The following is a 25,792-nucleotide window of genomic DNA, read 5'->3' on the forward strand; positions in this document are numbered from 1 at the left end:
TTGCCCGCGAAGCTTTTAGCGTCAGTAAGATCGCCTTCGCGGGCAAGCCTCGCTCCTACGAAACGTTGTGGCATATCCATTTGCGACATGCCTTTAAAACCGCTATAGCCGCTCCGTAAGGCTCGCAGCTCACCACCTGCCCCCATCCCGAAACGACATACCCATTCCCGCCATCCTTGTAGGGCAATCCCTACCCTCAACCTTCCATCCGGCTGAGGCGATTCTCTCCTGCGCCCCGATTTGCGTGCTCCCCAGCGTCCACTAGGCTTAGTCCACAGCAGTCATCAATAACAAAGGTGTGGGTATGAGCCAGGTCGATTCAAGCGCAGGGGCCAATGACATTCTGGTCAGCTTTCGTGGAGTGCAAAAGAGCTACGACGGCGAGAACCTGATCGTCAAAGACCTCAACCTGGACATTCGCAAAGGCGAGTTCCTCACGTTGCTCGGGCCATCCGGTTCCGGCAAAACCACCAGCCTGATGATGCTCGCCGGTTTCGAAACCCCGACCGCCGGTGAAATCCTCCTGGCCGGGCGCGCCATCAACAACGTTCCGCCGCACAAGCGCGACATCGGCATGGTGTTCCAGAACTATGCATTGTTCCCGCACATGACCGTCGCCGAGAACCTCGCGTTCCCGCTGACCGTGCGCGGCTTGAACAAGAGCGATGTCAGCGACCGGGTCAAACGTGTCCTGAGCATGGTTCAGCTCGAGACCTTCGCCCAGCGTTATCCGGCGCAACTGTCCGGTGGTCAGCAACAGCGTGTGGCCCTGGCCCGTGCACTGGTGTTCGAGCCGCAACTGGTACTGATGGACGAACCCCTCGGCGCACTCGACAAACAACTGCGCGAACACATGCAGATGGAGATCAAGCATCTGCACCAGCGCCTCGGCGTGACCGTGGTCTACGTGACCCACGACCAGGGCGAAGCCCTGACCATGTCCGACCGCGTGGCGGTGTTCCATCAGGGCGAAATCCAGCAGATCGCCCCTCCACGCAGCCTCTACGAAGAACCGAAAAACACCTTCGTCGCCAACTTCATCGGCGAGAACAACCGTCTCAACGGCCGCCTGCACAGCCAGACCGGCGATCGTTGCATCGTCGAACTCGGTCGCGGTGAAAAGGTTGAAGCGCTGGCGGTCAATGTCGGCAAGACCGGCGAACCCGTCACGCTGTCGATTCGTCCGGAACGCGTGAGCCTCAATGGTTCGAGCGAGTCCTGTGTCAACCGCTTCTCAGGGAGGGTGGCGGAATTCATCTATCTGGGCGACCACGTCCGGGTTCGCCTGGAAGTCTGCGGCAAGACCGACTTCTTCGTGAAACAACCGATTGCCGAGCTCGATCCCGGGCTTGCTGTCGGCGACGTGGTACCGCTTGGCTGGGAGGTCGAACACGTTCGCGCGCTCGACCCACTTCTAGAGGCGAACTGATCGCCCCCTGCTTCAACCAACCCTGCACGTGGAGAGAACAATAAATGTTGAGATCCCTGAAATTCACCGCCCTGGTCATGGGCATGATCGGTGCGGCACACGCGATGGCGGCGGGCCCGGACCTGACCGTGGTGTCCTTTGGCGGGGCGAACAAGGCCGCGCAGGTCAAAGCCTTCTACGCACCGTGGGAAGCGGCGGGTAACGGCAAGATCGTAGCGGGCGAGTACAACGGCGAGATGGCCAAGGTCAAAGCCATGGTCGACACCAAGAGCGTGTCCTGGGACCTGGTGGAAGTTGAGTCGCCAGAACTGTCCCGCGGTTGCGACGAAGACATGTTCGAGCAACTCGACCCGGCGCTGTTCGGCAAGACCGAAGACTACGTCAAAGGCGCTATCCAGCCTTGCGGCGTAGGTTTCTTCGTGTGGTCGACCGTGTTGGCCTACAACGCCGACAAGCTGGCCTCCGCACCCACCAGTTGGGTGGATTTCTGGGACACCAAGAAATTCCCGGGCAAGCGCGGCCTGCGTAAAGGCGCCAAGTACACCCTGGAATTCGCACTGATGGCCGACGGCGTTGCGCCGAAAGATGTCTACAAAGTGCTGGCCGGCAAAGACGGTCAGGACCGCGCGTTCAAGAAGCTCGATGAGCTGAAACCAAACATCCAGTGGTGGGAAGCCGGTGCACAACCGCCGCAATACCTCGCTTCCGGTGACGTGGTCATGAGCTCGGCCTACAACGGCCGGATCGCTGCCGTGCAGAAAGAAAGCAACCTGAAAGTCGTGTGGAACGGCGGTATCTACGACTTCGACGCATGGGCTATTCCAAAAGGCCTGGACAAGGCACGTGCTGAAGCGGCGAAGAAATTCATCGCGTACTCGGTGGCGCCACAGCAGCAGAAGACCTACTCGGAAAACATCGCCTACGGCCCGGCCAACACCCAGGCCGTACCGCTGTTGTCCAAGGACGTCCTGAAAGACATGCCGACCACCCCGGAAAACATCGCCAACCAAGTGCAGATCGACGTCAGCTTCTGGGCTGACAACGGCGAGCAACTGGAGCAGCGCTTCAATTCCTGGGCTGCGAAATAAGACCACCCCGTGGGCTTATCGACTCCCGTAGGAGCGAGGCTCGCCCGCGAAGACGTCAGCACATTCAACATCAATGTTGACTGACACGCTGCCTTCGCGAGCAAGCTTCGCTCCTACGGGGGGGATGTGTAGTTATCAAGAACAGAGGCGGCCTCGCGGTCAATGGATGCCGCCTCTGTAACGATCAAAGATTTCCGGAGTACGCCATGGCCACCGCCATTCCCCTGAACGCGGGCACTGACCCCACCTTGAAGCAGCGGCTCAAGCACGCCGAGCGGATCAACCGCTGGAAGGCCCAGGCCTTGATCGCGCCATTGGTGCTGTTTCTGTTGCTGGTGTTCCTGGTGCCCATCGTGGCGCTGCTCTACAAAAGCGTTGGTAACCCGGAAGTGGTCGGCGGCATGCCGCGCACCGTGGCGGCCATCGCCAGCTGGGACGGCCGTGGCCTGCCCGCTGAACCGGTTTACAAAGCGGCCAGCGAAGACCTCGCTGAAGCGCGCAAGAATCAGACCTTGGGCGACCTGTCCAAGCGCTTGAACATGGAATTGGCCGGCTATCGCAGCCTGCTGACCAAAACCGCCCGCGCCTTGCCGTTCGCTACCGAACCGGCTTCTTATAAAGACGCGCTGGAAGGGCTCGACGAGCGTTGGGGCGACCCGGCCTACTGGCAAGCGGTGCGCCGCAACACCAGCAACATCACGCCGTACTACTTGCTGGCAGCGGTCGATCACCGCATCGACGACCTCGGCGAAATCGCCCCGGCCACGCCCGATCAGGCGATTTACCTCGACATCTTCGCCCGCACCTTCTGGATGGGCCTGATCATCACCGCCATTTGCCTGGTGCTCGCCTATCCGTTGGCTTACCTGCTGGCGAATCTGCCGTCGCGTCAAAGCAACCTGCTGATGATCCTGGTGCTGCTGCCGTTCTGGACCTCGATTCTGGTGCGCGTTGCCGCGTGGATCGTATTGCTGCAATCGGGCGGGCTGATCAACAGCGGCCTGATGGCCATGGGCATCATCGATAAGCCGCTGGAGCTGGTGTTCAACCGTACCGGGGTTTATATCTCGATGGTGCACATCCTGCTGCCGTTCATGATCCTGCCGATCTACAGCGTGATGAAAGGCATCTCGCCGACCTACATGCGCGCCGCGATTTCCCTCGGCTGCCACCCGTTCGCCAGTTTCTGGCGGGTGTACTTCCCGCAGACCTATGCCGGTGTCGGCGCCGGTTGCCTGTTGGTGTTCATCCTCGCCATCGGCTACTACATCACCCCGGCCTTGCTGGGCAGCCCGAACGATCAGATGGTCAGTTACTTCGTCGCCTTCTACACCAACACCAGCATCAACTGGGGCATGGCGACCGCACTCGGTGGGCTGCTGCTGTTGGCGACCGTGGTGCTTTATCTGATTTACAGCTGGCTGGTGGGCGCCAGTCGCCTGCGCCTGAGCTAAGGGGAGAATCGAAATGCTGAGTCCTTACATGTCGCCCATCGAACGGGTGTGGTTCTACAGCTTGCGGATTCTCTGCGGCTTGATTTTGCTGTTCCTGATTCTGCCGGTGTTGGTGATCATCCCGTTGTCGTTCAACTCGGGCAGTTTCCTGGTGTATCCGCTGCAAGGCTTTTCGCTGCATTGGTATCAGGACTTCTTCGCCTCGGCGGAATGGATGCGTGCACTGAAGAACAGCATCATCGTCGCCCCGGCGGCGACCGTGCTGGCGATGGTGTTCGGTACGCTGGCGGCGATTGGCCTGACTCGGGGCGACTTCCCGGGCAAGGCGCTGGTGATGGCGTTGGTGATTTCGCCGATGGTTGTGCCGGTGGTGATCATCGGTGTCGCGAGTTACCTGTTCTTTGCACCGCTGGGCCTGGGCAACAGCTTCTTCTCGTTGATCGTGGTGCACGCGGTGTTGGGTGTGCCGTTTGTGATCATCACGGTGTCGGCAACGTTGCAGGGGTTTAACCACAACCTGGTGCGCGCCGCTGCCAGCCTCGGTGCTTCGCCGCTGACCGCGTTCCGCCGCGTGACCTTGCCGCTGATTGCGCCAGGTGTGATCTCCGGTGCGCTGTTTGCCTTCGCGACCTCGTTCGATGAAGTGGTGGTGACGTTGTTCCTCGCCGGTCCCGAGCAAGCGACCTTGCCACGGCAGATGTTCAGCGGTATCCGCGAAAACCTCAGCCCGACGATTGCCGCCGCGGCAACGCTGCTGATCGCCTTCTCGGTGATCCTGCTGCTGACCCTGGAATGGCTGCGTGGCCGCAGCGAAAAACTGCGCACCGCCCAGGTCTGATCAGCTTTTGATTTTGTAGGAGCGAAGCTTGCTCGCGAAGAGGCCAGAACAGTCAGCATCGATGTTGACTGAGATGGCCCCTTCGCGAGCAAGCTTCGCTCCTACATTAGATTTGTGTTGTTCCCATGTTCGGTCATTCACGCGCTGAATAGCAGACAAACCCCAATCCCCAGCTACTATTGTGCCCAGCTCCCCTATCTATAAGAGGCTGCGCACGATGAGTCTTTCCTCTTTCAAAATCGCACACAAACTGATCACCGGCGCAGCTGCCATCGAGCAACTGTCCGCCGAGCTCACGCGCCTGGACATCGACAACCCGCTGATCGTCACCGACGCCGCGCTGGTCAAATCCGGCACGGTGGAGCTGGCGCTCGCGCAGTTGGGGGACCGTAGCTACGAGATTTTCGACCGTGTACTGCCAGACCCGGAAATCGCCATCGTCGAAGACTGCATGCGTGTTTACCGCGAAGGCGGGCACGACGGGCTGATCGGCCTGGGCGGCGGCAGCGCGATCGACATCGCCAAAAGTGTTGCAGCGTATGCCGGTTATCACGGCGCGCTGGAGGATCTGTTCGGCATCGACCAGGTGCCGCGCAAGGGCCCGCCGCTGATCGCCATCCCGACGACCGCCGGCACCGGCTCGGAAGTGACCAACGTCGCGATCCTCTCCGACAAGGTCGCGCAGCTGAAAAAGGGCATCATCAGCGACTATCTGTTGCCGGACGTGGCGCTGGTCAGCCCGCAAATGACCCTGACCTGCCCGCGCAGTGTCACCGCCGCCAGTGGCGTCGATGCGCTGGTGCACGCCATCGAATCCTATTTGTCCCTCAATGCTTCAGCGATCACCGACGCGCTGGCCATCGGCGCGATCAAGTTGATCACCCAGGCGTTACCCAAGGCCTACGCCAACCCCTCCAATCTGCAGGCGCGTGAAGACATGGCCACCGCCAGCCTGATGGCCGGCATGGCGTTCGGCAATGCCGGGGTCGGCGCGGTGCATGCGCTGGCGTATCCGCTGGGCGGACGTTTCAACATCGCCCACGGCGTCAGCAACGCCTTGTTGCTGCCGTACGTCATGACCTGGAACAAGATGGCCTGCGTCGAGCGCATGCAGGATATTGCCGAAGCCATGGGCGTGAAGACCGCTCATCTGAGCGCCAATGACGCTGCGGACAAGGCCGTCGAGGCGATGACTGCGTTGTGCGCAGCGGTAGAAATCCCGTCGGGCCTGCGCAGTTTCGGTGTTCCAGAGGATGCGATTCCGGCCTTGGCCCTGGAAGCCGCGGGTATCGAGCGGCTGATGCGCAACAATCCACGCAAATTGAGTGCGATTGATATCGAGAAGATCTACCGCGCGGCCTACTGATCATCGTCCTTACGGTGCGCGCGTCAAAGCATGAGGTATACAATGCGCGCCATCGTGATTCTGCTCAGAAAAGGTGCGTCATGCAGCCCTTCGTAATTGCTCCGTCGATTCTCTCCGCCGACTTCGCCCGCCTGGGTGAAGAAGTGGACAACGTTCTGGCCGCCGGCGCCGACTTCGTGCACTTCGATGTCATGGACAACCACTACGTGCCGAACCTGACCATCGGCCCGATGGTCTGTGCCGCGCTGCGCAAGTACGGCGTAACCGCGCCGATCGACGCGCACCTGATGGTCAGCCCGGTTGACCGCATCGTTGGCGACTTCATCGAGGCCGGCGCGACGTACATCACCTTCCACCCGGAAGCCACGCAGCACGTCGACCGTTCCCTGCAACTGATCCGCGAAGGCGGCTGCAAGTCGGGCCTGGTGTTCAACCCGGCGACCCCGCTGGACGTACTCAAGTACGTGATGGACAAGGTCGACATGATCCTGCTGATGAGCGTCAACCCAGGCTTCGGCGGGCAGAAGTTCATCCCCGGCACCCTCGACAAGCTGCGTGAAGCACGCGCATTGATCGATGCGTCGGGCCGTGACATCCGCCTGGAAATCGACGGCGGCGTGAACGTGAACAACATTCGTGAAATCGCGGCGGCTGGCGCCGATACCTTCGTGGCCGGCTCGGCGATCTTCAACGCGCCGAACTACCAGGAAGTCATCGAGAAGATGCGTTCCGAACTGGCGCTGGCCCGTCCATGAGTGGCTTTGAGCAGCTGTTCCCGGGGCGTCTGCCACGGCTGGTGATGTTCGATCTGGACGGCACGCTGGTCGATTCGGTCCCTGACCTCGCCGCGGCGGTGGATAACATGCTGCTCAAACTCGGGCGCCAGCCTGTCGGCATCGAATCGGTGCGTGACTGGGTCGGCAACGGCGTGCACATGCTGGTGCGCCGGGCCCTGGCCAATCACATCGACGCCGAAGGTGTCGATGATGTCGAGGCTGAACATGCCCTGGAGTTGTTCAACGGCTTTTACGAGGACGGTCACGACCTGACGGTGGTTTACCCCGGCGTGCGTGACACCCTCAAGTGGCTGAACAAGCAAGGCGTGGAGATGGCGCTGATCACCAACAAGCCGGAGCGCTTCGTCGCGCCGTTGCTGGATCAGATGAAAATCGGCCGCTATTTCAAATGGATCATCGGCGGCGATACCCTGCCGCAGAAGAAACCTGACCCGGCTGCGCTGTTTTTCGTGATGAAAATGGCCAACATCCCGGCGTCGCAATCGCTGTTTGTCGGCGATTCGCGCAGCGATGTGCTGGCGGCGAAAGCGGCGGGGGTCAAATGCGTGGCCCTCAGTTATGGCTATAACCACGGTCGGCCGATTGCCGAAGAGTCGCCGGCGCTGGTCATCGACGACCTGCGCAAGCTAATTCCCGGTTGCCTGGATCCGGCCGCTGAGATAACGTTGGCCGACGCTGTTCAACCCCCTTCTGGAAACGCCATCGTGGTGGTCACCCGCAAACTCTGGATGAAAGTCATCAAGGCCCTGGCCCGCTGGCGTTGGCGCGCCTGACTTGTTCCTGGCCGGTCTACCGGCGCGTTTGCATACCTGACTGTTAGCACCTCAAGCCACGAGGCTACCCCATGATCCGCGAAGAATTCCTGCGTTTGGCCGCTGCCGGCTATAACCGCATCCCGCTTGCCTGCGAAACCCTGGCCGATTTCGACACGCCGCTGTCGATCTACCTGAAACTGGCTGACGAGCCCAATTCCTACCTGCTCGAATCCGTGCAGGGCGGGGAGAAGTGGGGCCGTTACTCGATCATCGGCCTGCCGTGCCGCACCGTGCTGCGGGTTCATGACCATCACATCAGCGTGACCCATGACGGCGTCGAGATCGAAAGCCATGAAGCGCAAGACCCGCTGGCGTTCGTCGAAGAATTCAAAGCCCGTTACAACGTACCGACCATTCCTGGCCTGCCACGCTTCAACGGCGGCCTGGTGGGTTACTTCGGTTACGACTGCGTGCGCTATGTGGAAAAGCGTCTGGGCAAGTGCCCGAACCCGGATCCGCTGGGCGTGCCGGACATTCTGCTGATGGTGTCCGATGCGGTGGTGGTGTTCGACAACCTCGCCGGCAAAATGCACGCAATTGTCCTGGCCGACCCGTCGCAGGACGATGCCTTCGAGCAAGGTCAGGCGCGCCTGCAAGAGCTGCTGGAAAAACTCCGTCAGCCAATCACCCCGCGCCGAGGCCTGGACTTCAGCAAGCAACAATCGGCTGACCCGGTGTTCCGCTCCAGTTTCACCCAGGACGATTACGAAAAAGCCGTCGACACCATCAAGGAATACATCCTGGCCGGTGACTGCATGCAGGTCGTGCCGTCCCAGCGCATGTCGATCGACTTCAAGGCGGCACCGATTGATCTGTATCGGGCGCTGCGTTGCTTCAACCCGACGCCGTATATGTACTTCTTCAACTTCGGCGACTTCCACGTCGTCGGCAGTTCACCGGAAGTGCTGGTGCGGGTCGAAGACAATCTGATCACCGTTCGCCCGATTGCCGGCACCCGTCCGCGTGGGGCCAACGAAGAGGCAGACCTGGCGCTGGAGAAAGACCTGCTCTCCGACCACAAGGAAATCGCCGAACACCTGATGCTGATCGACCTGGGTCGTAACGACACCGGTCGCGTATCGGAAATCGGCTCGGTGAAGCTCACCGAGAAAATGGTTATCGAGCGTTACTCCAACGTGATGCACATTGTTTCCAACGTCACCGGGCAACTGAAAGCCGGGCTGACGGCGATGGACGCATTGCGGGCGATCCTGCCGGCGGGCACCTTGTCCGGCGCACCGAAGATTCGCGCGATGGAAATCATCGACGAACTGGAGCCGGTCAAGCGTGGCGTCTATGGCGGCGCGGTCGGTTACTTTGCCTGGAACGGCAACATGGACACGGCGATTGCGATCCGCACCGCCGTGATCAAGAACGGCGAACTGCACGTGCAGGCCGGTGGCGGCATCGTTGCCGACTCGGTGCCGGCGCTGGAATGGGAAGAAACCCTGAACAAGCGTCGTGCCATGTTCCGCGCAGTCGCCCTGGCTGAACAAACCCCGGAAAGCTGACCGATGAACGTGACCCGTATGCCATGTCGCTTTGGCTGACAAAGCGCTGCGGGTCGCTCATTCGAAGGCAGCCTTTATAGTCCGTGAATTCAAGAGGTTCTCAAGCCATGTTGCTGATGATCGATAACTACGACTCTTTTACCTACAACGTTGTGCAATACCTCGGTGAGCTCGGCTCCCAGGTCAAAGTCGTGCGCAACGATGAACTGACCGTTGCCGAAATCGAAGCCCTCAACCCTGAGCGCATCGTTGTGTCGCCCGGTCCTTGCACGCCGACTGAAGCGGGCGTCTCGATTGACGTCATCAAGCATTTCGCCGGCAAACTGCCGATTCTCGGCGTGTGCCTGGGTCATCAATCCATCGGCCAGGCCTTCGGCGGCGATGTGGTTCGTGCCCGCCAGGTGATGCACGGCAAGACCAGCCCGGTGTTCCACGAAGACAAAGGTGTCTTCGAAGGCCTGAACCATCCGCTGACCGTCACGCGTTATCACTCGCTGATCGTCAAGCGCGAAACCTTGCCGGACTGCCTGGAGCTGACCGCCTGGACTCAGCTTGAAGACGGTTCGGTCGACGAGATCATGGGCCTGCGCCACAAGACGCTGAACATCGAAGGTGTGCAGTTCCACCCTGAGTCTATCCTGACCGAGCAGGGCCACGAGCTGTTCGCCAACTTCCTCAAACAAACCGGCGGCACGCGCTAAGGACTTCCCATGAATATCAAGACAGCCCTCAGCCGTATCGTCGATCAACTCGACCTCAGCACCGATGAAATGCGCGATGTGATGCGCGAGATCATGACCGGGCAATGCACGGACGCGCAGATCGGCGCGTTCATGATGGCCATGCGCATGAAGAGCGAAAGCATCGACGAGATCGTCGGCGCCGTGTCGGTCATGCGCGAGCTGGCGGACAAGGTCGAACTGAAAACCCTCGACGGCGTGGTTGATGTGGTCGGCACCGGCGGCGATGGGGCGAACATTTTCAACGTCTCGACGGCTTCGTCCTTTGTGGTGGCAGCCGCCGGTTGCACTGTGGCCAAGCACGGTAACCGTGCGGTCTCGGGTAAAAGCGGCAGCGCCGATCTGCTGGAGGCGGCGGGCATCTATCTGAACCTGACGCCGGTTCAGGTAGCGCGTTGCATCGACAACGTCGGCATCGGTTTCATGTTTGCCCAGACTCATCACAAAGCCATGAAATACGCCGCCGGCCCGCGCAAGGATCTTGGTCTGCGTACCCTGTTCAATATGCTCGGCCCGCTTACGAATCCGGCCGGCGTGAAACATCAGGTGGTGGGCGTGTTCAGCCAGGCGCTGTGCCGGCCATTGGCCGAAGTCTTGCAACGTCTGGGCAGCAAGCATGTGCTGGTGGTGAACTCGAAAGACGGCCTGGACGAATTCAGTCTGGCTGCGCCGACCTACGTGGCGGAATTGAAGAATGACCAGATCACCGAGTATTGGGTCGAGCCGGAAGATTTGGGCATGAAGAGCCAGAGCCTGCACGGCCTGGCGGTGGAAAGCCCGGCCGCTTCGCTTGAGCTGATTCGCGATGCCCTGGGCAAGCGCAAGACCGAGAGCGGTCAGAAAGCTGCCGAGATGATCGTGCTCAATGCCGGTGCTGCACTCTATGCCGCCGACCTGGCGACCAGTTTGAAAGAAGGCGTTGCCCTGGCGCACGATGCGCTGCACACAGGCCTCGCTCGGGAAAAACTTGAGGAGTTGGGTGCATTTACCGCGGTATTCAAAGTGGAGAATGAGGGATGAGTGTACCGACGGTTCTGGAAAACATTCTGGCGCGCAAAGTCCAGGAAGTCGCCGAGCGTAGCGCTCGTGTGAGCCTGGCCGAGCTGGAAAGTCTGGCCAAGGCGGCCGATGCACCCCGTGGTTTTGCCAAGGCATTGCTGGCGCAGGCCAAGCTGAAGCAGCCAGCGGTCATTGCTGAAATCAAGAAAGCTTCGCCGAGCAAAGGCGTGATTCGCGAGAACTTCGTTCCTGCCGATATCGCCAGGAGCTACGAGAAGGGCGGCGCGACCTGCCTGTCGGTGCTCACCGATATCGATTATTTCCAGGGCGCAGATGCATATCTGCAACAGGCCCGGGCGGCGTGCAAATTGCCGGTGATCCGCAAGGATTTCATGATCGACCCGTATCAGATCGTCGAAGCCCGTGCATTGGGCGCCGACTGCGTGCTGTTGATCGTCTCCGCGCTGGACGACGTGAAAATGGCCGAGCTGGCGGCGGTGGCAAAAAGCGTTGGCCTCGACGTGCTGGTGGAAGTCCATGACGGCGACGAACTGGAGCGGGCCTTGAAAACCCTCGACACACCGCTGGTCGGCGTGAACAACCGCAACCTGCACACCTTTGACGTCAGTCTGGAAACCACGCTGGATTTGTTGCCGCGGATTCCGCGTGACCGTTTGGTGATCACTGAAAGCGGCATCCTCAATCGGGCCGATGTCGAGCTGATGGAAATCAGCGACGTGTATGCGTTCCTGGTCGGCGAAGCGTTCATGCGCGCCGAAAGCCCGGGCACCGAGCTTCAGCGCCTGTTCTTCCCGGAGCGTGGCGTACCCGTCAGCGGTTCTACACTCGACTGATTACTGGCAGATCGAGTCGACCCCATCGCCGGCAAGCCGGTCTCGCTCCCACAAGGGATCTGCTAACACCATAGATCCAATGTGGGAGCGAGACCGGCTTGCCGGCGATGGCGGCATAAGACACACCACAGACTTCAAGTCTTACGGAGCCCCTTATGACTTCGCCCCTCTCCTTGACCATCGAGGCCGGCCTGCAAGCCGAACAGAATTTGTTGGCGTCGGTCTGTGCAGGCGATTCAGAGTTCGGCCTGCTGTTCTGGCAGCCCAATGACCGCGCACTGGTCATGCCACGCCGCTTGAATCGCCTGCCCGGTTTCGATGCCGCTTGTGAAGTATCGGCGGCAGCCGGCTGGCCAGTCCTTTTGCGTGAAACCGGCGGCGAGCCCGTGCCGCAATCGGCCTCGACCATCAACATCGCTTTGGTCTACGCGCCACCGCGTAGCGAGGGCGACCAGAACCGCATCGAAACCGCCTATCGCAGGCTCTGCGATCCGATCTGTCAGTTGCTGGATGAACTGGGCGGCGTTTCGTCCCTGGGCGAAATCGACGGCGCATTTTGCGATGGCCGTTTCAACGTCAATCTCGACGGTCGCAAGATGGTCGGCACCGCCCAGCGCTGGCGCCAGAGCAAGGGCGGCACGCGCCCGGTCGGGTTGGTGCACGGTGCGTTGTTGCTGGATAACGAGCGTGAATCAATGGTCGCGGCGGTCAATCGCTTCAATGAAGCGTGCGGCCTGGAGCAACGGGTCCGTGCCGAAAGCCACATCGCGCTCCATGAGAAGTTCGCCGCACCTGACGCATTGGCACGGCTCGATGCACTCTATCGCCAGTTGCTGGCAGACATGTTCAAGGCTTAGCGCGTCCCGAAGACCACCATGGTCTTGCCTTTGACGTCCACCAGGTTGCGTTCTTCCAGATCTTTAAGAACGCGACCGACCATCTCCCGGGAACACCCGACAATCCGCCCGATTTCCTGACGGGTCACCTTGATCTGCATGCCATCGGGGTGAGTCATCGCATCGGGCTGTTTGCACAACTCCAGCAGGCAACGGGCAACGCGGCCTGTCACGTCGAAGAATGCGAGGTCACCGACCTTGCGCGTGGTGTTGCGCAGGCGTTGTGCGATTTGTCCGCTAAGTACGTAAAGAATGTCCGGGTCTTGCTGGGACAGCTCGCGGAATTTGGCGTAGCTGATTTCCGCGACTTCGCACTCGATCTTGGCGCGCACCCAGGCGCTGCGTTCCTGTTCCAGGCCGGCCTGTTCAAACAGACCCAACTCGCCGAAGAAGTCTCCGGAGTTCAGGTAGGCAATGATCATTTCACGGCCGTCGTCATCCTCGATCAGGATGGTGACCGAGCCTTTGATGATGAAGAACAGCGTCTCCGAGCGGTCGCCGGCGCAAATGATATTGCTCTTGGCCGCATAGCGACGGCGCTGGCAATGCATCAACAGTTTGTCGAGGTTCTTGATCTTGGGTGTAGGGGCAATAGCAACCATGGTTGTATCCCGGAAAGACTGCACGGTGTGTTTGGTTTTTTTATGAGGCACTGAGGTTGCTACAAAGCTGGCAATGCGCCAGCGAATTGGCGCCAGCTTAACAGACACTTCCTGCAATATTCGAGATTTTACCTACAAAGCAAAAGGTTCTGTCCTAGGACGGCGAGCGCTGTCAATCCAGGGCCCTGTGCTAAGCTGGCGACCCTTTTTTATACAGTGGAGTCTTGGCGATGAAGGCACGCATCCAATGGGCTGGCGAAGCCATGTTCCTCGGCGAATCCGGCAGCGGTCATGTCGTGGTCATGGACGGTCCGCCCGATGCCGGTGGTCGTAACCTGGGTGTCCGGCCGATGGAAATGCTCCTGCTGGGTGTCGGCGGTTGCAGCAATTTCGACGTGGTCAGCATTCTCAAGAAGTCCCGTCAGGCCGTCGAAAGCTGCGAAGCCTTCCTCGAAGCCGAGCGCGCGACCGAGGACCCGAAGGTCTTCACCAAGATCCACATGCACTTCGTGGTCAAGGGCCGCGGGCTGAAAGAAGCCCAGGTCAAGCGCGCCATCGAGCTGTCTGCCGAGAAGTATTGCTCGGCCTCGATCATGCTCGGCGCGGCGGGTGTCGCGATTACCCACGACTACGAAATCATCGAACTCGGTTGATTCGACATTCAACTATCATAAAAGCGGTGCAGACTCTGGCGATCCCAAGCTGACGTCTGCATAATGCGCCACTTTTTTCAGGGTAGTGGTCCGTCAACCGACAGACCGCTCGCCCGAACAGACAACCAAAATCGCCATCGCGAAGAGGTGTTAACCGTCCTACGCAGGTGCGTCGTACGCATCTGACGGGCATGCTTGATCACGCGGCCCGGGCCGCAATACATAGAGAGTTTTTAACGGTGAAAAGCAAACTCAAGCTCCACGGGTTCAATAACCTGACAAAGACCTTGAGCTTCAACATCTATGACATCTGCTACGCGGAAACCCCGCAAGACCAGCAGGCTTACGTCGAGTACATCAATGAAGAGTACAACGCGAAACGCCTGACGCAGATCCTCACGGAAGTTGTCGATATCATTGGTGCCAACATCCTGAACATTGCCAGTCAGGACTACGACCCACAAGGCGCCAGCGTCACGATTCTGATCTCTGAAGAGCCGGTGACCCCGACCGACAGCCAGATCGAAGAGTCTCCGGGCCCGTTGCCCGAAATCATCCTGGCCCACCTCGACAAGAGCCACATCACGGTGCACACCTACCCGGAAATCCATCCGGACGACGGTATTGCGACCTTCCGTGTGGACATTGACGTGTCGACCTGTGGCGTCATTTCACCGCTTAAAGCGCTCAACTTCCTGATTCACCAGTTCGATTCGGACATCGTGACCGTGGATTACCGTGTGCGCGGTTTCACCCGTGACGTCGAAGGCAACAAGCACTTCATCGATCACGAGATCAACTCGATCCAGAACTACCTGTCCGAAGACACCCGCGACGCGTACCAGATGACCGACGTGAACGTGTACCAGGAAAACCTGTTCCACACCAAAATGCTGTTGAAGAACTTCGAACTGGATAACTACCTGTTCGGCGACGCGACCAACAACCTGTCCCCTGAGCAACGCGCCCAAGTGACGGATCGTGTGAAACACGAAATGCTCGAAATCTTCTACGCGCGCAACATGCCGACCTAAGATTCTCGCGAGCACAAAAAAAGGCGACTCCCTCACGGCAGTCGCCTTTTTTATTGCCGCAGATCCCATGTAGGAGCGAGGCTTGCCCGCGAAGAGGCCCTAACGAACAACACAATCGTCAGATTCTGTAGGTACTCTTGGTCATCACCTTGGCCATCAAGCTCATCCCGAACTTCACCGGCGCCGGAAAACGAAAGCCCCCAGCCTCCAGCGCACTTTCGGCATGTTGCTCTTCATCAACACGCATCTGCTCAAGAATCGCCCGGGACTTTTCGTCCTCGGCCGGCAGTTGCTCAAGGTGTTCGTTCAAGTGCTTGCACACCTGATGCTCGGTAGCCGCAACGAAACCCAGGCTGACCTTGTCGCTGATCAAGCCGGCCACCGCGCCAATCCCGAATGACATGCCGTAGAACAGCGGGTTGAGAATGCTGGTATGGCTGCCCAACTGCTTGATGCGTTGCTCGCACCAGACCAGATGGTCGATCTCTTCTTCAGCAGCATGTTCCATGGCGGCGCGCACCTGCGGCAACTTGGCGGTCAGGGCCTGCCCTTGATACAGCGCCTGGGCGCAGACTTCGCCGGTATGGTTGATGCGCATCAGGCCGGCGACGTGCCGGGTGTCTTCGTCGCTCATTTGCGTTTCCGGCTGCACGATCGCAGGGGACGGACGGTACGGCTGGCCGCTGAAGGGCAGCAGGGTACGCATCGCGGCATCGGCTTGCAGCAGAAGACGGTCAATGGGCGAGTAGTGACGTTGGGTAGTCATGCTGATCTCCGGGAGGAATCTCGGCGGCCAGTTTAACCCAATCGGCCGGGGAAGGTTTGCGCTGGGTCATTAGTGGTGGGATGACACTAACCCCGTAGGAGCGAGGCTTGCCCGCGAAGAACGATAACGCGATGTATCTGAAAGACCTCATCGCCTTGTTCGCGGGCAAGCCTCGCTCCTACAGTAATGCGGTATGGATCAACCCGGCGGCCAGTGCATCTGACGCTGACCCAGCACATGCATATGAATGTGGTAGACAGTTTGCCCACCTTCTTCATTGCAGTTCATGACAACGCGAAAACCTTTTTCGCAGCCCAGTTCCAGTGCCAGGCGCTGGGCAGTGAACAGAATATGCCCGGCCAATGCCTTGTCGTCCTCGGTGAGGTCGTTCAAGGTGCGCACCGGTTTCTTCGGGATCACCAGAAAATGCACCGGTGCCTGCGGGGCGATGTCGTGGAAGGCCAGTACCTGGTCGTCCTCGTAAATGATCTTCGCCGGGATTTCCCGGTTGATGATCTTGGTGAACAGAGTATCCACAGCTGTTTTCTCCGTTGTTTGGGCTGGCCTGAGTGTACTCATGGGTGATCCCCGAGCCCAGCCTTTTGCCTTGAGGCCAGGTCAGCGCGGGCAATAGGCCTTGTTGACCATGCCTGTGATGGTCCTGATCAGCCAGCGTGAGCCGAGCCGTGGCAGGAAAGCGAACCAGCGGTTCAGCCGGCCCGGAATAATAATGGCGCGATTCTTATCCAGAGCCCGCACGGTATAGAGCGCGACTTCCTCGGGACTCATCAGCAGTTTGCTGTCGACCAGTTTGTCGCTGTTCAGTTGTGCGGTGCGGAAAAACGCGGTGCGGGTCGGGCCGGGGCAGAGTACGGAAACCTTGACTGCGCATTTCTTCAGCTCGACGCGCAGCCCTTCGGAAAAGTGCAGTACATAGGCTTTGCTGGCGTAGTAAGTGCTCATCCACGGGCCGGGATGGAACGCTGCAACCGAGGCGACGTTCAAGATCTGCCCACCGCCCTGCAAGGCCATGCTGTTGCCGATGGCATGGCACAGGCGAGTGAGGGCCAGAATGTTCACCTCGATCAGGTCTTGTTCGGTCATCCAGTCCTGCGCCAGAAACGGGCCGCAAGTGCCGATACCGGCGCAGTTCACCAGCAAGTCGATCTGCCGGTCGCCTTCTTCCAGTTCCAGCAGAAACCCGGACAGGCGCAGCGGCTCGCCGAGGTCGCAGGCGCGGAACAACACCTCCACGCCAAAACGTTGGGTCAGTTCAATTGCAATACTTTCCAGCTGATCACGCTGTCGGGCCACCAGAATCAGGCTGCGGCCACGGCGGGCCAGCGCTTCGGCCATCGCCAGGCCGATGCCGCTGGAAGCGCCAGTGATCAGAGCGTAACGGGTCATGCAGTTCTCCATCGCAACAGCTCCGCGCCTGCGACGCAGGTGTCACGGGCGGGGAGCGCTGTTCATTCTTTCGCAGAGTCTACAGGGGCCGGGGCTTATTGGGCTTCCTCGTCTGCGCTATCCGGCACTTCTTCAGCCTCTGCGGCGGGCTCGACTTCCACTTCTTCGGTGGTTAGCGAGCTGCTGTCATAGCTGAGTCCGGCAGCGTTCTCGTACTCTTGCTGGATCGCACTGAAAGCGCCGGCCAATACACCGACAAAGACGATGGCAATGAATACCACCCACAGCGAAGACAACACTTTGACTGCGGTGGTGTTTGGCGGTGGTGGTGGGCCGTAGCGATTGGCGATGGTGTTGCCCGGCACGCACATGAGCACAAACGGAAAGAAGCTGCCTATGAACGGCACTAGATTGAGCAGCCAGAGCCAGCCGGACCAGCCGATGTCGTGCAGGCGCTGAACGCTGATCTGAACGGTGACGACCGCGATGGCGATGCACAGGAGCACCACCACCAGGCCGCCGACAATCAGGCCTGCAGTCGAGTCGCTGGCGATCAGGGCGATGGCGAAAATGGCGACGACCGACCCGACGCCGAGCATGACCAGCGTCGCCACCATGGTCCAGGCCAGATAGCGCAAACGGCCGATTCGCCCTTCGACGCCAAAAGGCTTGAGCGTGCCGAACGGCGGCAGGTTTTCGCCGACCCTGGCCTGAGGTGGTGCGTACGGCGACTCTGGTTCTGCGAACGCGGGTTTACTGCTGGCGGGGGCGTGGTGGTGAGCGTCGGCCAGGTTCAGTTCAATCGAGGGCTCGGCTTCAATGCGGGCTTCGATGCCGGTTTTCGTCAGCGCCTGAAGGTAGGTTTGCGCGTCAGTCTGCGACAGGCCTTGCTTGAGCGTAACAGCCTGTCCGTTGAACAGTCGTTCGACGGCTGCCACTTCGCTTTTGTACAACGCCGCCAGATTGAGTTTGGCGGTGGTGAGGTCGATCCCTGGCAGCAGAGCGCCGTCGAATACGATCTTGAAACGGTTGTCGCTCATTGCGAAGCATCCTTGTCGCGGGTGTTTGAATAGTTAGAGAGTTGCGAGCCCGGAGTGTAAGGCCAGTCGAGGATGACTGGCCAAATTTCCTGCTAACGCGGCCAGCGTTTCGGCAGTTGTGCTGCCAGCTCCAGCGCCTGGCGGTATTCAGCGTCCAGTCGTGCAACCAATTGATCCACGCTCGGTAAATCGTCTATCTCTCCGACGCCCTGGCCGGCGGACCACACGGTTTTCCAGGCCTTGGCTTCATCGCTCAATGGCTTGAGCTTGGAGCCGAAGTTGACCTCGCCTTTGTTTTGCAACGCCGCCATGTCGAAACCGGCCGCTTCCAGGCTTTGGCGCATGAAACTCGCCGGAACACCCGATACCGCCGGAGTATGAATGATGTCTGCCGCTCTGGATGTCAGCAGCATCTCCTTGTAGGCCTCAGGCGCATGGCTTTCGGTGGTGCCGATAAATCGCGTACCGAAGTAGGCCAGATCCGCACCGAGCAATTGTGCCGCGAGTATCTCGTGACCGTGATTGAGGCAGCCGGCCAGCAACAGCGTCTTGTCGAAGAACTGGCGGATTTCGGCAATCAGCGAAAACGGGCTCCAGGTACCCGCGTGTCCACCGGCGCCTGCGGCAACGGCGATCAAGCCATCTACGCCAGCCTCCGCTGCTTTCTCTGCGTGGCGACGAGTCGTTACGTCATGGAATACCAGGCCGCCGTAGCCGTGGACTGCGTCGACCAGTTCTTTAACGGCGCCAAGGCTGGTGATCACGATCGGCACCTTGTGCTCGATGCAGATCTCCAGGTCCGCTTGCAGGCGCGGGTTGCTGTTGTGGACGATCAGGTTCACGGCGTAGGGCGCCGGGTTTTCCATTGTCGCCAACCCTGCTTCGATCTCTTCCAGCCAGGCCTTGAAGCCGCTGCTCTCACGCTGGTTCAGCGCGGGGAAGCTGCCGACCACGCCATTACGGCAGCAGGCGAGTACCAGTTGCGGGTTGGAAATCAGGAACATCGGCGCAGCCACCACGGGCAGACGCAAACGTTGTTCGAGCAAAGCGGGCAGCGACATTGGAAGTACCCCGGTGAGTGGTGCCGATTGAAGTTAGAACGGCCGAACGACGACCAGAATTACGATAGCCAGCAATATCAGAACCGGCACTTCATTGAACCAGCGATAAAAGACATGGCTGCGGGTGTTCTCGCCACGGGCAAATCGTTTCACCTGCGCGCCGCACATGTGGTGGTAGCCGATCAGGATCACCACCAGCGTCAATTTGGCGTGAATCCAGGCACCTTGGCTGAATATGCCCGGGTTCAGCCCAATCAGCGCAATGCCGAATACCAGCGTGGCGATCATCGCCGGGCCCATGATGCCGCGATACAGCTTGCGCTCCATCAGGCTGAAGCGTTCCTTGCTGACGGTGTCTTCGCTTTGGGCGTGATAGACGAACAGGCGCGGCAGGTAAAACAGGCCGGCAAACCAGCAGACCATGCTGATGATATGAAGCGCTTTGAGCCACAGATAAAGCATTTTTGGTTATTCCCAGGTTCACGGTAGCGAAGATAGTAGAGGGTAGAGCGTCCGCACGTCACCTTGACGGTTGTCGCAGGGCGATACGGGCCCTATTATCGACGGCTTTCCAGTGGGTTCGTTGAGGGCAGGTTTATGGTCAAGGTCGGTATCGTCGGCGGCACGGGTTACACCGGTGTCGAACTGCTGCGTCTGTTGGCACAGCATCCGCAGGCAGAAGTGGTAGTGATCACTTCCCGATCCGAGGCCGGTCTGGCCGTGGCTGATATGTATCCGAACCTGCGCGGCCATTACGACGGCCTGGCGTTCAGCGTTCCGGACATCAAGACCCTGGGCGCCTGCGACGTGGTGTTCTTCGCCACGCCTCACGGTGTTGCCCACGCGCTGGCCGGTGAACTGCTGGCGGCCGGAACCAAGGTCATCGACCTGTCCGCGGACTTCCGTCTGCAAGATGCCGATGAGTGGGCCAAGTGGTACGGCCAGCCGCACGGTGCGCCGCAGCTGCTGGAAGAAGCGGTCTACGGCTTGCCGGAAGTCAATCGCGAACAGATCAAGCAGGCTCGCCTGATCGCCGTACCGGGTTGCTATCCAACGGCTACGCAATTGGGTTTCCTGCCATTGCTCGAAGCCGGTCTGGCCGATACCACGCGCTTGATCGCTGACTGCAAATCCGGCGTCAGCGGTGCCGGTCGTGGCGCGGCCGTAGGTTCGCTGTACGCCGAGACGTCGGAAAGCATGAAGGCCTACGCCGTCAAAGGTCACCGTCACTTGCCGGAAATTCGCCAGGGTCTGCGTCGAGCTGCAGGAAAGGATGTCGGCCTGACCTTCGTTCCGCACCTGACGCCGATGATTCGCGGCATTCACTCGACGCTCTACGCGACGGTCGTGGATCGTTCGGTGGATCTGCAGGCGCTGTTTGAAAAGCGCTATGCCAACGAGCCGTTCGTTGATGTGATGCCAGCAGGCAGCCACCCGGAAACCCGCAGCGTGCGCGGCGCCAACGTCTGCCGTATCGCCGTGCATCGTCCTCAGGACGGTGACCTGGTGGTGGTGTTGTCGGTCATCGATAACCTGGTAAAAGGTGCGTCGGGTCAGGCGGTGCAGAACCTGAACATCCTGTTCGGTCTGGATGAGCGTCTGGGCTTGTCGCACGCCGGCATGTTGCCGTAAGGCTTCAGCCCGCTCAGCAAAAAGGCCCGTTGAACGGGCCTTTTTGCGTTTCGAACCGGCAATCGGGTTTATTGATATACCGTAACAATAGTTGACCGCTTTTCTAGGAGAAGCGGATAATGCGCGTCATCACGCATTATGGCGGCGTAACGCCGGGAGATAGTCAGCATGAGCGTCGAATCCTTCACCCCCACGGCTTTGCAATTCACCCACGGTGCCGCGCACAAGGTGAAGAGCCTGGTCGATGAAGAGGGGAATGATCGCTTGAAGCTGCGCGTATTCGTTACGGGCGGCGGTTGTTCAGGTTTTCAGTACGGCTTCACCTTCGATGAAGAAGTGGCCGATGACGACACCATCGTCGAGCGCGAGGGCGTGAGCCTGGTCGTCGATCCGATGAGCTTCCAGTACCTGGCAGGTGCCGAGGTGGATTATCAGGAAGGTCTGGAAGGTTCGCGTTTCGTGATCAAGAACCCGAACGCCAGCACCACGTGTGGCTGCGGCTCTTCGTTCTCGATCTGATCGCGATTCACCGCATTACAAACGCCGCATGGCCTCAGGGCTCTGCGGCGTTTTGCTGTCTGGCGTTCAGGCTGGGTAGATGGCGCCGAGTACGCGCAGGCCGCGAGCGCCGGTGACGCTTGGACGATTGGCCGCGATACCTTCCAGGCAGCAATGAGCGAGCCAGGCGAAGGCCATGGCTTCGACCCAGTCCGGGTCAACGCCATGAGTGGCGGTGCTGCTGACGTTCGCGTTTGGCAGCAGGGCGGCCAGGCGCTTCATCAACGTGGCGTTGTGCGCACCGCCGCCACAGACCAGCAACTCTCGGGTATCCGCTTGGGCGCTTTGCAATGATTCGACGATGGTCAGTGCGGTCAGCTCAAGCAGCGTTGCTTGCACGTCTTCGGCGGCGAAGGTCGGCAATTGCGAAAGATGCTGTGTCAGCCATGGCAGATTGAACACTTCACGGCCGGTGCTCTTCGGGCCTTTGGTCACGAAGAACGGATCACTGAGTAGCGCTTTCAACAGAACAGATTCGACTTGGCCGCTGGCTGCCCATTGGCCGTCACGATCAAAGTTTTCGCCGCGTTGCTGATGAATCCACGCGTCCAGCAGTACGTTCCCGGGGCCGCAGTCGAAACCGGCTACGGGTTGGCCGGGTTTGATCAGGCTGAGGTTGCTGAAGCCGCCGACGTTCAATACCGCGCGGTTGCCCGCTTGCTCTTCAAACAGCGCTTCGTGAAATGCTGGAACCAGTGGTGCGCCTTGCCCGCCGGCCGCAACGTCGCGACTGCGGAAGTCACTGACCACGGTGATGCCGGTCAATTCGGTCAGCAGGGCAGGGTTGCCGATCTGTACCGTGAAGCCGCGTGCCGGTTCGTGGCGAATGGTCTGGCCATGGCTGCCAATCGCGCGGATGTCTTCGGGTTTCAGGTTTTGTTGGTCAAGAAGGGTGCGAATGCCCTGCGCCGCCAGAGTCACCCAGTTTTGCTGGGCGATGGCGGAGCGGGCAATCTCGTCCGGGCCGCTGGCGCACAAGCCAAGCAGCTCGGTGCGCAGGGAATCAGGCATGGGAATGTAGTGCGTGGCGACCAGTCTGATCGCCGGGTTCAACTCAACCAGCGCGATGTCCAGGCCATCGAGACTGGTTCCGGACATCACACCTATATAGAGCGTCATGGCTTAGCGCTTGCTCGAAGCCAGTTGGGTGGATTTCTCTTGGTCCATACGCGCCATCAGAGGCTGACTCTGCGCGAGGAAACGTGCCCGTTCTGCTTTGGAAATTGGATCGGCCATCGCCACTTTTTGGCCCAGCGGATCGACGTGCACACCATTGACCTGGAACTCGTAGTGCAGATGCGGTCCGGTGGACAGGCCGGTAGTGCCGATATAGCCAATCACTTGACCCTGCTTGACGGAGCTGCCGGTCTGGACACCTTTCGCAAAGCCCTGCATATGGCCGTACAGCGTGCGATAAGTGTTGCCGTGCTGGATGATCACGGTATTGCCATAACCGCCGCGACGGCCGGCCAACAACACCTTGCCGTCACCGGCCGCCTTGATTGGCGTGCCGCGCGGAGCTGCGTAGTCGACGCCTTTGTGAGCGCGGATCTTGTTCAGGATCGGGTGTTTGCGGCCCATGGAGAATTTCGAGCTGATGCGGGCAAAGTCTACCGGGGTGCGGATAAACGCCTTGCGCATGCTGTTGCCGTCAGCAGTGTAGTAGCTGCTGTTGCCTTGTTTGTTGGTGTAACGCACGGCGGTGTAGGTCTTGCCGCGGTTGGTGAAGCGTGCGGAAAGGATCGGGCCATTGCCGACAGCCTTGCCGTTGACGACTTTCTGTTCGTAGATCACGTCGAACTCGTCACCCTGGCGAATATCCTGGGCGAAGTCGACGTCATAGCCAAACACGCTGGCCATGTCCATGGTCAGGCTGTGGGACAGGCCAGCGCGTGCGGCGGACTGCGACAACGAGCTGTTGATCACGCCGTGAACGTAGGCGGAGCGCACGGTAGGCTTGGCGGTGATGCGGTTGAACACATAACCCTTGTCATTCTTGGTCAGGGTGATGCTTTCGAGGTCGCTGACCTTGCTGTGCAGGTTGGTCAGCTGGCCTTCGGGGTTCAGTTCGAATTCGAGTTTCTGGCCATGTTTGAGTTGGCTGAATTGCTTGGCCTGCTTGTCGCTGGCCAATACTTCATGCACCGAAGTGGCCGGAAGGCCGACTTTCTCGAACAGCGTGGAGAGCGTATCGCCTTTGGCGACGATCACTTCCCTGTGATTGGGGCCCTTCTTTTCTTCGACAACCGGCGCGGGTTTGGCCTGGGCAGTTTCCTGGGACTCTTCGGAGCTGTCTTCGATCTGCGCAAAAGGGGAAGTTGCCGGCTCATTTGTGGCTTGGGCGACGTCGGCAGCGTCTTGATCTTGTGTCAGTTGTTCAGCAGGGCTTTCCAGTTCAAGACTCAGGGTCGTCTTTTTGGCTTCTACATCACTGGAAGGAAATACCAGAAGCGCCAGGCTCAGAAGGGCGGCGATACCACTTGCTGCGAGCAGGTGGGTCTTCGGGTAAAGCGGAGGCGCTTTAGACGATTCTTTGGTCATAGGTAATTTTGACTTTGAAAAAGATGAATTGGAAAAGATGAATGACATGATGAAGATGAAATAACTGTATAAAATATAACCAAATCATCTCTGAAGCAAGTCCGTGGTCACTCTGCCAGCGGATTGGCGTCATTGCGCCGGCCAAACTTTGTATTTGACGCGTGATCTTGTATGGTTGGTTCCCTTTGAATTCGAGCCTTGCGGGTCTGTTATGAAGTCGGTTGAAGAGCAGCTAGCGCTGATCAAACGTGGTGCAGAAGAACTGTTGGTCGAGTCCGAGCTGATCGAAAAGCTCAAGCGTGGCCAGCCGCTACGTATTAAGGCAGGCTTCGATCCGACCGCGCCGGATTTGCACCTGGGGCACACCGTGCTTATTAATAAGCTGCGCCAGTTCCAGGAACTGGGGCATCAGGTGATCTTCCTTATAGGTGACTTCACCGGGATGATCGGTGATCCGAGCGGCAAGAGCGCTACGCGTCCGCCGCTAACCCGTGAGCAGGTTCTCGAGAATGCCGAGACCTACAAGACCCAGGTTTTCAAGATTCTTGATCCTGCCAAAACCGAGGTGGCGTTCAACTCCACCTGGATGGATCAGATGGGGCCGGCCGACTTCATTCGCCTGACTTCGCAGTACACCGTTGCTCGCATGCTCGAGCGCGACGATTTCGACAAGCGCTACACGACCAATCAGCCAATCGCCATCCATGAGTTCCTCTATCCGCTGGTTCAGGGTTACGACTCGGTCGCCTTGCGCGCGGATGTCGAGCTGGGCGGTACCGATCAGAAGTTCAACCTGTTGATGGGGCGTGAGCTGCAGCGCGGTTATGGTCAGGATCCTCAGTGCATCTTGACCATGCCGTTGCTTGAAGGTCTGGATGGCGTGAAGAAGATGTCCAAATCCTTGGGCAACTACGTCGGTATTCAGGAAGCGCCGGGAGTGATGTACAGCAAGCTGGTTTCGATTCCGGATGCGCTGATGTGGCGTTACTTCGAATTGCTCAGCTTCCGTTCCATGGATGAGATCAATGCGTTCCGCGCCGATGTCGAGGCGGGTGCCAATCCGCGCGACATCAAGATCAAGCTGGCCGAAGAGATCGTTGCGCGCTTCCATGGTGAAGAAGCAGCAGCCAATGCTCATCGTGCAGCGGGCAATCGTATGAAGGATGGCGAGCTGCCGGACGATCTGCCGGAAATCGAGTTGACCGCTACTGAAGATATGCCGATCGCTGCTGTCCTTAATAAGGCAGGCCTGGTGAAGAACTCGGCGGTAGCGCGTGATCTGCTGAATTCCGGCGGTGTACGTATAGATGGTGAGGTTGTGGATCGCACCTTTATATACGTGTTGGGCGCGACCCATGTTTGCCAGGCTGGCAAGAAGGCATTTGCGCGTATTTCGCTCAAATCCGAATAAAGCTGGAATTAGGGGTTGACGGCAGATTCTGGAAGTCTATAATTCGCCCCACTTCCGGCGCAGTCGAAACGGAAAACTCCTTGGTAAACAAAGAGTTACGCAGTTTTCGGCGGCGAGTTGCTTCAGTTCATCGAGGCCCAGAAGGAGTTGAAAGAGCGGTGTTGTGTGGCTCATTTGACGGTTCGATCTTCTCGGTCGAAAGCGGAGAAAAAGAGGTGTTGACAGCAGCGAGTAACGCTGTAGAATTCGCCTCCCGCTAACGAGAGATCGGAAGCGCAAGTGGTTGAAGTTGCAAAGGAA

At 59.3% G+C, this 25,792-nt stretch carries 26 protein-coding genes; 17 read left to right on the top strand and 9 right to left on the bottom strand.

The features are described from left to right. The first annotated feature begins 304 nt into the window (after positions 1-304). The 12 genes from KGA82_RS23615 (at position 305) to KGA82_RS23670 (ending at position 12,748) form a co-directional block, all read left to right on the top strand. A complete protein-coding gene (locus tag KGA82_RS23615; RefSeq protein WP_008027079.1) occupies positions 305-1,429 on the top strand; it encodes an ABC transporter ATP-binding protein in 1,125 nt (374 codons plus the stop codon). 44 nt (positions 1,430-1,473) lie between these two features. Further along, entirely contained in the window at positions 1,474-2,517 is a 1,044-nt protein-coding gene (locus KGA82_RS23620) for an ABC transporter substrate-binding protein (RefSeq protein WP_008035977.1), read from the top strand. 206 nt (positions 2,518-2,723) lie between these two features. Next, complete coding sequence (locus KGA82_RS23625) at positions 2,724-3,971, top strand: ABC transporter permease (protein WP_008027082.1); 1,248 nt, start codon at positions 2,724-2,726, stop codon at positions 3,969-3,971. A gap of 13 nt (positions 3,972-3,984) precedes the next feature. Next, positions 3,985-4,809, top strand: a complete 825-nt coding sequence (locus tag KGA82_RS23630) for an ABC transporter permease (protein WP_008027084.1) — start codon at positions 3,985-3,987, stop codon at positions 4,807-4,809. Positions 4,810-5,026: 217 nt separating this feature from the next. Next, a complete protein-coding gene (locus KGA82_RS23635; RefSeq protein ID WP_223416347.1) occupies positions 5,027-6,175 on the top strand; it encodes an iron-containing alcohol dehydrogenase in 1,149 nt (382 codons plus the stop codon). Between the two features lie 80 nt (positions 6,176-6,255). Further along, the gene (gene rpe, locus KGA82_RS23640; protein WP_008035979.1) at positions 6,256-6,930 is read left to right on the top strand and encodes a ribulose-phosphate 3-epimerase; all 675 of its coding nucleotides are present in this window, start codon (positions 6,256-6,258) and stop codon (positions 6,928-6,930) included. Beyond that, the gene (locus tag KGA82_RS23645) at positions 6,927-7,745 is read left to right on the top strand and encodes a phosphoglycolate phosphatase (RefSeq protein ID WP_084318377.1); all 819 of its coding nucleotides are present in this window, start codon (positions 6,927-6,929) and stop codon (positions 7,743-7,745) included. The genes rpe and KGA82_RS23645 overlap by 4 nt, the downstream gene beginning before the upstream one ends. 71 nt (positions 7,746-7,816) lie before the next feature. Continuing rightward, positions 7,817-9,298: an anthranilate synthase component I gene (trpE, locus tag KGA82_RS23650; RefSeq protein ID WP_008035981.1), complete on the top strand. Its 1,482-nt coding sequence runs from the start codon at positions 7,817-7,819 to the stop codon at positions 9,296-9,298. A gap of 107 nt (positions 9,299-9,405) precedes the next feature. After that, on the top strand, positions 9,406-9,999 hold the full coding sequence (locus tag KGA82_RS23655; protein ID WP_008027095.1) for an aminodeoxychorismate/anthranilate synthase component II: 594 nt from the start codon (positions 9,406-9,408) through the stop codon (positions 9,997-9,999). A gap of 9 nt (positions 10,000-10,008) precedes the next feature. After that, positions 10,009-11,058 (top strand): anthranilate phosphoribosyltransferase, encoded by a 1,050-nt coding sequence (gene trpD, locus KGA82_RS23660; protein ID WP_008027097.1) that lies wholly within the window; start codon positions 10,009-10,011, stop codon positions 11,056-11,058. Beyond that, positions 11,055-11,891: an indole-3-glycerol phosphate synthase TrpC gene (gene trpC, locus KGA82_RS23665; RefSeq protein WP_008035982.1), complete on the top strand. Its 837-nt coding sequence runs from the start codon at positions 11,055-11,057 to the stop codon at positions 11,889-11,891. Before trpD ends, trpC begins: the two co-directional genes overlap by 4 nt. A gap of 155 nt (positions 11,892-12,046) precedes the next feature. Beyond that, positions 12,047-12,748, top strand: coding sequence for a biotin/lipoate A/B protein ligase family protein (locus tag KGA82_RS23670; RefSeq protein WP_223452647.1), 702 nt, complete (start codon positions 12,047-12,049; stop codon positions 12,746-12,748). On the opposite strand, the gene crp is transcribed toward KGA82_RS23670, so the two are convergent. Next, entirely contained in the window at positions 12,745-13,389 is a 645-nt protein-coding gene (gene crp, locus KGA82_RS23675) for a cAMP-activated global transcriptional regulator CRP (protein WP_008027103.1), read from the bottom strand. The two genes, KGA82_RS23670 and crp, sit on opposite strands and share 4 nt — an antisense overlap. Positions 13,390-13,619: 230 nt before the next feature. Between crp and KGA82_RS23680 the strand changes: the two genes are divergently transcribed. Further along, on the top strand, positions 13,620-14,042 hold the full coding sequence (locus KGA82_RS23680; protein ID WP_007941657.1) for an OsmC family protein: 423 nt from the start codon (positions 13,620-13,622) through the stop codon (positions 14,040-14,042). Positions 14,043-14,281: 239 nt separating this feature from the next. Continuing rightward, positions 14,282-15,076, top strand: coding sequence for an adenosylmethionine decarboxylase (speD, locus tag KGA82_RS23685; protein WP_008027106.1), 795 nt, complete (start codon positions 14,282-14,284; stop codon positions 15,074-15,076). Between the two features lie 118 nt (positions 15,077-15,194). Here the strand turns inward: speD and coq7 are convergent, their stop codons facing one another. The 6 genes from coq7 to hemJ all read right to left on the bottom strand — a co-directional run bounded on the left by coq7 (position 15,195) and on the right by hemJ (position 19,812). Beyond that, positions 15,195-15,842 (bottom strand): 2-polyprenyl-3-methyl-6-methoxy-1,4-benzoquinone monooxygenase, encoded by a 648-nt coding sequence (gene coq7, locus KGA82_RS23690; RefSeq protein ID WP_008027108.1) that lies wholly within the window; start codon positions 15,840-15,842, stop codon positions 15,195-15,197. A gap of 198 nt (positions 15,843-16,040) precedes the next feature. Continuing rightward, positions 16,041-16,379 (bottom strand): histidine triad nucleotide-binding protein, encoded by a 339-nt coding sequence (locus KGA82_RS23695; protein ID WP_008027110.1) that lies wholly within the window; start codon positions 16,377-16,379, stop codon positions 16,041-16,043. An 81-nt stretch (positions 16,380-16,460) separates the two neighbouring features. After that, complete coding sequence (locus KGA82_RS23700; protein ID WP_032828658.1) at positions 16,461-17,249, bottom strand: SDR family NAD(P)-dependent oxidoreductase; 789 nt, start codon at positions 17,247-17,249, stop codon at positions 16,461-16,463. 95 nt (positions 17,250-17,344) lie between these two features. Then, the gene (locus KGA82_RS23705; protein ID WP_223452648.1) at positions 17,345-18,289 is read right to left on the bottom strand and encodes a DUF805 domain-containing protein; all 945 of its coding nucleotides are present in this window, start codon (positions 18,287-18,289) and stop codon (positions 17,345-17,347) included. Positions 18,290-18,381: 92 nt separating this feature from the next. After that, on the bottom strand, positions 18,382-19,350 hold the full coding sequence (locus KGA82_RS23710; protein ID WP_192229290.1) for an NAD(P)H-dependent flavin oxidoreductase: 969 nt from the start codon (positions 19,348-19,350) through the stop codon (positions 18,382-18,384). A gap of 33 nt (positions 19,351-19,383) precedes the next feature. Further along, positions 19,384-19,812, bottom strand: coding sequence for a protoporphyrinogen oxidase HemJ (gene hemJ, locus KGA82_RS23715; RefSeq protein ID WP_008027117.1), 429 nt, complete (start codon positions 19,810-19,812; stop codon positions 19,384-19,386). A 135-nt stretch (positions 19,813-19,947) separates the two neighbouring features. Here hemJ and argC point away from each other — a divergent pair, with 135 nt between their 5' ends. Together argC and erpA are read left to right on the top strand one after the other, a co-directional pair. Next, positions 19,948-20,982 (top strand): N-acetyl-gamma-glutamyl-phosphate reductase, encoded by a 1,035-nt coding sequence (gene argC / locus KGA82_RS23720; protein ID WP_008027118.1) that lies wholly within the window; start codon positions 19,948-19,950, stop codon positions 20,980-20,982. A gap of 168 nt (positions 20,983-21,150) precedes the next feature. After that, complete coding sequence (gene erpA, locus KGA82_RS23725; RefSeq protein ID WP_007947969.1) at positions 21,151-21,501, top strand: iron-sulfur cluster insertion protein ErpA; 351 nt, start codon at positions 21,151-21,153, stop codon at positions 21,499-21,501. A gap of 66 nt (positions 21,502-21,567) precedes the next feature. Here erpA and KGA82_RS23730 read toward each other — a convergent pair whose 3' ends face one another. After that, positions 21,568-22,659, bottom strand: a complete 1,092-nt coding sequence (locus KGA82_RS23730) for an anhydro-N-acetylmuramic acid kinase (RefSeq protein ID WP_223452649.1) — start codon at positions 22,657-22,659, stop codon at positions 21,568-21,570. A gap of 3 nt (positions 22,660-22,662) precedes the next feature. Then, positions 22,663-24,081, bottom strand: coding sequence for a peptidoglycan DD-metalloendopeptidase family protein (locus KGA82_RS23735; protein ID WP_223452650.1), 1,419 nt, complete (start codon positions 24,079-24,081; stop codon positions 22,663-22,665). Positions 24,082-24,292: 211 nt separating this feature from the next. On the opposite strand from KGA82_RS23735, the gene tyrS reads away from it, so the two are divergent. Continuing rightward, positions 24,293-25,492 (top strand): tyrosine--tRNA ligase, encoded by a 1,200-nt coding sequence (gene tyrS, locus KGA82_RS23740; RefSeq protein ID WP_008027125.1) that lies wholly within the window; start codon positions 24,293-24,295, stop codon positions 25,490-25,492. Positions 25,493-25,792 lie beyond the last annotated feature (300 nt).

This window comes from Pseudomonas sp. BF-RE-22, assembly GCF_019956155.1.
GTDB lineage: Bacteria > Pseudomonadota > Gammaproteobacteria > Pseudomonadales > Pseudomonadaceae > Aquipseudomonas > Aquipseudomonas migulae.

What these genes read in the sequence shown, in the direction of transcription:
- KGA82_RS23655 (WP_008027095.1), top strand. Translation starts at nt 9,406, where the DNA reads ATGTTGCTGATGATCGATAACTACGACTCTTTTACCTACAACGTTGTG.
- KGA82_RS23680 (WP_007941657.1), top strand. Translation starts at nt 13,620, where the DNA reads ATGAAGGCACGCATCCAATGGGCTGGCGAAGCCATGTTCCTCGGCGAA.
- argC (WP_008027118.1), top strand. Translation starts at nt 19,948, where the DNA reads ATGGTCAAGGTCGGTATCGTCGGCGGCACGGGTTACACCGGTGTCGAA.
- KGA82_RS23670 (WP_223452647.1), top strand. Translation starts at nt 12,047, where the DNA reads ATGACTTCGCCCCTCTCCTTGACCATCGAGGCCGGCCTGCAAGCCGAA.
- KGA82_RS23710 (WP_192229290.1), bottom strand. Translation starts at nt 19,350, where the DNA reads ATGTCGCTGCCCGCTTTGCTCGAACAACGTTTGCGTCTGCCCGTGGTG.
- KGA82_RS23735 (WP_223452650.1), bottom strand. Translation starts at nt 24,081, where the DNA reads ATGACCAAAGAATCGTCTAAAGCGCCTCCGCTTTACCCGAAGACCCAC.
- tyrS (WP_008027125.1), top strand. Translation starts at nt 24,293, where the DNA reads ATGAAGTCGGTTGAAGAGCAGCTAGCGCTGATCAAACGTGGTGCAGAA.
- KGA82_RS23730 (WP_223452649.1), bottom strand. Translation starts at nt 22,659, where the DNA reads ATGACGCTCTATATAGGTGTGATGTCCGGAACCAGTCTCGATGGCCTG.
- KGA82_RS23705 (WP_223452648.1), bottom strand. Translation starts at nt 18,289, where the DNA reads ATGAGCGACAACCGTTTCAAGATCGTATTCGACGGCGCTCTGCTGCCA.
- KGA82_RS23625 (WP_008027082.1), top strand. Translation starts at nt 2,724, where the DNA reads ATGGCCACCGCCATTCCCCTGAACGCGGGCACTGACCCCACCTTGAAG.
- KGA82_RS23635 (WP_223416347.1), top strand. Translation starts at nt 5,027, where the DNA reads ATGAGTCTTTCCTCTTTCAAAATCGCACACAAACTGATCACCGGCGCA.
- KGA82_RS23615 (WP_008027079.1), top strand. Translation starts at nt 305, where the DNA reads ATGAGCCAGGTCGATTCAAGCGCAGGGGCCAATGACATTCTGGTCAGC.
- trpE (WP_008035981.1), top strand. Translation starts at nt 7,817, where the DNA reads ATGATCCGCGAAGAATTCCTGCGTTTGGCCGCTGCCGGCTATAACCGC.
- KGA82_RS23700 (WP_032828658.1), bottom strand. Translation starts at nt 17,249, where the DNA reads ATGACCCGTTACGCTCTGATCACTGGCGCTTCCAGCGGCATCGGCCTG.
- crp (WP_008027103.1), bottom strand. Translation starts at nt 13,389, where the DNA reads ATGGTTGCTATTGCCCCTACACCCAAGATCAAGAACCTCGACAAACTG.
- KGA82_RS23645 (WP_084318377.1), top strand. Translation starts at nt 6,927, where the DNA reads ATGAGTGGCTTTGAGCAGCTGTTCCCGGGGCGTCTGCCACGGCTGGTG.
- trpC (WP_008035982.1), top strand. Translation starts at nt 11,055, where the DNA reads ATGAGTGTACCGACGGTTCTGGAAAACATTCTGGCGCGCAAAGTCCAG.
- trpD (WP_008027097.1), top strand. Translation starts at nt 10,009, where the DNA reads ATGAATATCAAGACAGCCCTCAGCCGTATCGTCGATCAACTCGACCTC.
- rpe (WP_008035979.1), top strand. Translation starts at nt 6,256, where the DNA reads ATGCAGCCCTTCGTAATTGCTCCGTCGATTCTCTCCGCCGACTTCGCC.
- erpA (WP_007947969.1), top strand. Translation starts at nt 21,151, where the DNA reads ATGAGCGTCGAATCCTTCACCCCCACGGCTTTGCAATTCACCCACGGT.
- KGA82_RS23630 (WP_008027084.1), top strand. Translation starts at nt 3,985, where the DNA reads ATGCTGAGTCCTTACATGTCGCCCATCGAACGGGTGTGGTTCTACAGC.
- coq7 (WP_008027108.1), bottom strand. Translation starts at nt 15,842, where the DNA reads ATGACTACCCAACGTCACTACTCGCCCATTGACCGTCTTCTGCTGCAA.
- KGA82_RS23620 (WP_008035977.1), top strand. Translation starts at nt 1,474, where the DNA reads ATGTTGAGATCCCTGAAATTCACCGCCCTGGTCATGGGCATGATCGGT.
- hemJ (WP_008027117.1), bottom strand. Translation starts at nt 19,812, where the DNA reads ATGCTTTATCTGTGGCTCAAAGCGCTTCATATCATCAGCATGGTCTGC.